Origin of the sequence: Serratia sp. 506_PEND (genome assembly GCF_001076875.1) — a bacterium.
Taxonomy (GTDB): domain Bacteria; phylum Pseudomonadota; class Gammaproteobacteria; order Enterobacterales; family Enterobacteriaceae; genus Serratia; species Serratia marcescens.
Map to the genome: position 1 here is coordinate 1 of NZ_JVEL01000521.1, position 5,063 is coordinate 5,063.

Genomic DNA, 5,063 nt, shown 5'->3' on the forward strand with positions numbered 1-5,063 from the left:
CATCCGATGGGGGTTTCATGAAAAATAAGGCGGCACCACCGCAGAACGGCTCAACGTAGCAAGTGTGAACGGGAAATAATGGGACTATTTGGCGAGCCAGTTTACGCTTGCCCCCCACCCAGGGGATTATCGGGGACGCTGTTGCCTTCATCGCACACCACCTTAAGTTGCAAGTTAGTTTAGTTACATACGGAAACTTAATTACTGTTGCTTGTCATCACCTGCCGTCGATAAATTTCGCGCCGCTTAATCATCTGAGATAAAGCACGGTACAGCTTGTTTTCTCCCCCAGGGTTTCAGGCTGCACCACCCATGGTTGTTCGTTCCCTCAGAGGTGCGAGGGTTATCTTTGTGTTTTTACCGACGTGCGGATACCCACGCATGGGAATGAACGACCTCCCAATAAGGCAGCGCTGTGAGTGGGATTAGGCCTCCCGGTGTCCTCACGGTGCTGCCGCCAACGCAATGGCAGCATCTGGTCAATCCCTCTCATCCTTTGTGTAAGGGGATACTGGCAAGCCAGTTGCTGCCATTGCGCTGGCTATATTGACCGTAATCGGTGACCAGAATTCCCTTTGCCCGTCCCGCAGGCGTGCTCGTATGTGGTTCTGGTCACCACCCAAAAAGTGGCATTCAGCATCAAAGTAAACAGGGGCGTACAACATCGGGGTGTTTTGGTGCTGAATGCCCTCCAAATGGTGTGACGCCAGGATAATCAGGGTTCTTTAGCCGTGCCGACTTGGGTTCCTGGTGCCTGGTGTCACTACCGCCATCTTTCGTAAGGACGACAAATGATTTGCGATTTTCTGCTCTACACCTGCCTGTCTCTTGCGTCCATCTCGATATTGACCTTCGCGGTAGCGTTGCTCGACGATGTATTCCTCCACGATAAAAAATAATCGCGAGTCGTCTGCTTACACCGGTTTGTCGGGCCATTTAATATCGGGTGCATCTTCAGGATTAATGCGACTCAGTAGTGCACGGTAGGTTTTCCAGGCTGTGAGTTGGCGCGTTTCGTCCTCCGTGGCAATACCTGTATCAACAGCATCTTGCAGCGGTGCGATAGCGGTGGTGGCCTCGCTCATCAGCTGAGTTTTCTTTTCGGCAGCCTCCTGAACCTGGGCGGCGTGCTGGGCTTCTTTGTCGGTCACCCACTTCTTGCCATCCCACTTGTCATAGGGAGTTTGTGGAGCGAGCAGCGTCCAGCCGTCGCGAACCGACCCCAGGTAGTCAATCGTCTGCGGCTCACCGGTTTCTGTGCTGAATGCTGGCTGACCGCGAAAATCATCGACTATCTCCCAAGCTTTCCCATCCTCTGTGCGGCGAATGGCTTTGTTGTCCTCGGTGGGCTGCGTTGGCTTGTCGGTGTAGGAGCCGGCAGCGATACCAACCCCTTGCGGACAATACTGCCAATAGCAGGAGGTATACTCACGCGTGGTGCTGTAGGCGCATTGATACGTCAATATCCAGCCGGCTGTTGTTGACCAGCCTTCGGGGCCTAAAACGGCTTGTTCAAAATCGAGGTTGTATTTTGGTGTGGTCATTATGCTGCTCTCACGATGTAGTTGATGGCGACGTTGTAGGGGCGGGTCTCGCGCTGCTGCTCTGTTTCCTGTTTAACTCGATAATATCCCGTGTTATCGGTACCTGTTCCCACGGTATAGCCTGTATCTCGTCCGGCATAATTACCCCAATCACCGCCGCCAATAGCAGACGCAGGAGCCTGTCCGGGTTGGATGGACAACAACCCACGGTTGGGGTCAACGCCCTTGCCGTTATCCTTACCGCGCAGGAATGCGCCGCGAAGGTCAGGCAACTGCCCTCCGGGGAAAGCCCATGCCAAACGAGGACATTGGCTTGTATTGAACCAAGAGCCATTGCACATAAGCCACCCCGTCGGCGGTGTCTCGCCCGGCCATGCATGGATAATCCCAGGCGGTATATCGAGGTCAAGAACAGCAACGGTGCCCGCTTTACTGCTGATAGCTCCGGATTGTGGATTAAAGTCCCAGACACATTCAAAATTATTATCACCACGTACGTGTATGGTCGGATGAGCAAATTCATTAGTGCCCGGCATCAGGTAACCATAGGTGACTGCCGTAGGGTAGCCCTGACCTTTACGAGTTGAAGTGCCTTTAGCTATTGGAACGAAAATGCCTCCGGTATTCGGCTCCCACTGCCAGTTGGGCTGATAAAATGGGGCTTTGAGGTTTAGTTGATCGGCATAGCCCCCAGCCCCTTCAGGCATTACATCCGGTGTGCTCGCAACGTAAGGCGTGGTGAGCGAGCCGGTCATGGTGTCGCCGGTTTTTGCCACCGCGTTAATGTCGGCAGGGGTTGGTTTGTAGGCGGTAGTGAAAATTCTCACCCACGTGATGCCGCCGGCGGCAGTAGTTGAACGCCCCGCCCAGACCTCACCATTGCCCCCCAGAGCCAGATAGCTTCCAGACGGCCCTCCATCGCACGGCAGGCTGATCACGCCGTAGACACTACCACCAGGTGTGCTGGTACTGGTGCTGTTCACTCGGTAGATTTGACCGATGTTGCTGTAGGCATCAGCCTTGTGCTGCGGCCCCATGCCCACGCCAAACATCAGTTGGGGATTGTTGGGGCTGAATACGCGCGCGGTGCCTTCGTAGAGCTGAAAACCGTTCATTGACGCGACGAGCTTGCTTTTGCCGTCGATGCCTAAAGCCTGTACGCGACTATCGCCCTTGGCTGCCGGGTTGACGTCAACGACCCAGTGGCCGGCGCCGTCTGCATCGCAGATGGCTTTAATGCCGATTTTTTTCGTCGCAACACCGTCTTCATTGTATGTATACAAGAATTCAGAAATGGTGTTGATGTCGTCCTCATGGACGGTAATTGAACCCTTGGCATTCAAAGGCCCGGTCAGGGTGCCGCCCGTTAGTGGCAAAAATTCATCACCTCCGACAGTGCCGATGATTTTTTTAATGGCCAGTAATAGCTGATTTTGTTTGCTGGGGTCAGGCTGAAAACCGGCGTCAGCCAAAACATTTTTCATTTCCTGCTGAATATCACGAATAGCACTCTGGTTATCGTTCATGAAGTCGGCATATAAAATCGTGCCCTCCACGCCGGTAGCTTCATTACCATCGTGAAATAAATTATCCGGCGTATTTACCGGCGGCATTAAATTCTGCATATCACGCCTCTTTATAAATGAAATGGCAAAACGTATGCGCGGGCTTTAAGTCCTGAAACATCGACTCCAATTGCGCCGTGCTCACCAGGTTATCGCTATGCAGGACGTTGACGCGCCAAATCCAGATGGTGTCGCGCGAGTAAAGGCGGTCGCCCATGCGATTGATGCCAATACGAAATGGCTGCGGCTCATCGATGGTGATGGTGTAGCCGAGGCTCTTGGCCAGATTGATAAAATAGGGGCGGCTCAGGCCACCGGTGGTGTTGATTTTCGCCTTTATCAGCGTGAGGCGCTCTTGCGGCGAGGCATCCGGGGCTGGCGTCAGAGCAAGGACGCGCTCCCAGTCCGGGATAAGCTCGTTAATCTGCAGCGGGACGATACCCAGGGCGACGCACCGGGCAGCATCTTCTACTTGCTGCAGGGCGTTGCCTTCGGCGTGGTGTTCAACCTTTATCTGTTCGCCGTTTGGGTCATAGGCCACCGGCGGCAGAAGATTTCCAAGCAGCGTGGCGTAACTCATGGCATCAGCTCCACAATCAGACCACCCATGCGCACCCATTCGACGCGTTCTTCATCGACCACCGGCGTGACGTTCGCCGCCGGAAGGATAATTTTCAGGTCGGTGATACCAGGAATGGCGGAAATCAGCGCCCCAATCTGGAACAGTACTGCCGTATCGCCAGGGGCCAACTGCGTGAAGTAGCTGACCAGGGTGTTCTGGATTTGGACTTTCGCATCCGCCAGTGTCAGCCCGACCAGCGCCACTTGCATGTGAAAATCTACGCTGCGCGGTGTAGGGGCCAGTACCAGGCTGTTTTTGGCCGTGACCGGACGCAGGTCATCGATATGCGCCTGAGCGGCGTCGATGGTGGCTTGTGACGGCAGGTCATTGCCGGAGGTAATGACCACATCCACAGTGCCCAGGCCACGGCGCATCGGGTAGACGTAAGCCGCCGTAACGCCAGGAACTTCCATCGCCCAACGGTGATAGTCATACTTGTTGCCGCCGGCCGGTGGCTGGCGGATAAGTTCCAGCAGGCGCGCCAGCAGGGACTCGTCGCTTTCATCATCCGTGCCGCCAGTCATGGTCTTCAGCGTGATTTGTGAGCTGACGCCTGTGGGTGCGATAAGTAGCGTGCCAGGCGTACCGTCAGGGACGTTACTGGCGATGCCGGTTGTAGTGGCGGCGGCGTTTACGGTCAGCTTACCGCCGGCATCCAGCGTGCCGCCGGTGAGCGTGGTGCCTGTCTGGCCGTTGCCATAACGGAACGTCAGCCCACTGGCCACCGGGCTGTTGGGCGTACCACTAAGCTGCGCCTGGCCACCGGCCGGCGTGGCTGGCTTCGGCGTCAGGTTACGCAACCGCGCGTGCATCAGCAAAAAATCATGGTCGGCGGTATCGGGGAATATCTGCCGCGCAATCCACTGCTGGTCCTGGTATACGCCACGCACGGCACTCGCCACAGAGCTGGCACGCACAAAAAAATCACTGTCCGGGCCGACGTCGGCTTGCGGCAGCTGGTTCTTGATGTCTCGGAGGATAGTGTCGCGAATGTCGCTGACGCTGGGGATAATATGCGGCATGTAAACCCCTTTTAAGCGACGCTTACGCGGTGGGTAAATGGCATGATTTGCCCGTTGGACTGCTCCACCTCAATCAGCAATATCAGCCAGCCGTTCGCCGGGTGCTGCGCAGTGACTGTAATGCGGCTGGCGCGACCATCGTCGAGAATGGGTTGCAGCGCCTGCTCGGCGTACTGGCGCGCCAGGGTGCGCACCCGCGCCACGTCTTTTTCCCGCTTCAGCAAGTAGAGGCGTGAGCCGAGTGTCGGGTCCGCCCACCAGGAGCCGAGCGGAACCGTCAGGCGCAGGTAAACCGCATTCTGCAGCGTGG

The 5,063-nt window shown here is 56.0% G+C and carries 6 protein-coding genes; all 6 read right to left on the bottom strand.

From position 1 onward, the window contains the following. A partial coding sequence (locus ADK28_RS30475; protein WP_161802725.1) for a DNA adenine methylase occupies positions 1-151 on the bottom strand: 151 nt, incomplete at its 3' end. Positions 152-914: 763 nt separating this feature from the next. Beyond that, positions 915-1,544 (bottom strand): tail fiber assembly protein, encoded by a 630-nt coding sequence (locus tag ADK28_RS21905; RefSeq protein ID WP_048796644.1) that lies wholly within the window; start codon positions 1,542-1,544, stop codon positions 915-917. Next, on the bottom strand, positions 1,544-3,169 hold the full coding sequence (locus ADK28_RS33105) for a phage tail protein (RefSeq protein ID WP_053091645.1): 1,626 nt from the start codon (positions 3,167-3,169) through the stop codon (positions 1,544-1,546). Before ADK28_RS33105 ends, ADK28_RS21905 begins: the two co-directional genes overlap by 1 nt. A 1-nt stretch (position 3,170) precedes the next feature. Further along, positions 3,171-3,689 (bottom strand): YmfQ family protein, encoded by a 519-nt coding sequence (locus ADK28_RS21915; protein WP_048796280.1) that lies wholly within the window; start codon positions 3,687-3,689, stop codon positions 3,171-3,173. Continuing rightward, the gene (locus ADK28_RS21920) at positions 3,686-4,753 is read right to left on the bottom strand and encodes a baseplate J/gp47 family protein (RefSeq protein ID WP_048796279.1); all 1,068 of its coding nucleotides are present in this window, start codon (positions 4,751-4,753) and stop codon (positions 3,686-3,688) included. The genes ADK28_RS21915 and ADK28_RS21920 overlap by 4 nt, the downstream gene beginning before the upstream one ends. A gap of 11 nt (positions 4,754-4,764) precedes the next feature. Continuing rightward, positions 4,765-5,063: phage GP46 family protein (locus ADK28_RS21925; protein ID WP_048796645.1), on the bottom strand; the 299-nt coding region annotated here is incomplete at its 5' end.

Excerpts from the sequence above, each read along its gene's own strand:
- ADK28_RS21905 (WP_048796644.1), bottom strand. The coding sequence starts at position 1,544 with ATGACCACACCAAAATACAACCTCGATTTTGAACAAGCCGTTTTAGGC.
- ADK28_RS33105 (WP_053091645.1), bottom strand. The coding sequence starts at position 3,169 with ATGCAGAATTTAATGCCGCCGGTAAATACGCCGGATAATTTATTTCAC.
- ADK28_RS21920 (WP_048796279.1), bottom strand. The coding sequence starts at position 4,753 with ATGCCGCATATTATCCCCAGCGTCAGCGACATTCGCGACACTATCCTC.
- ADK28_RS21915 (WP_048796280.1), bottom strand. The coding sequence starts at position 3,689 with ATGAGTTACGCCACGCTGCTTGGAAATCTTCTGCCGCCGGTGGCCTAT.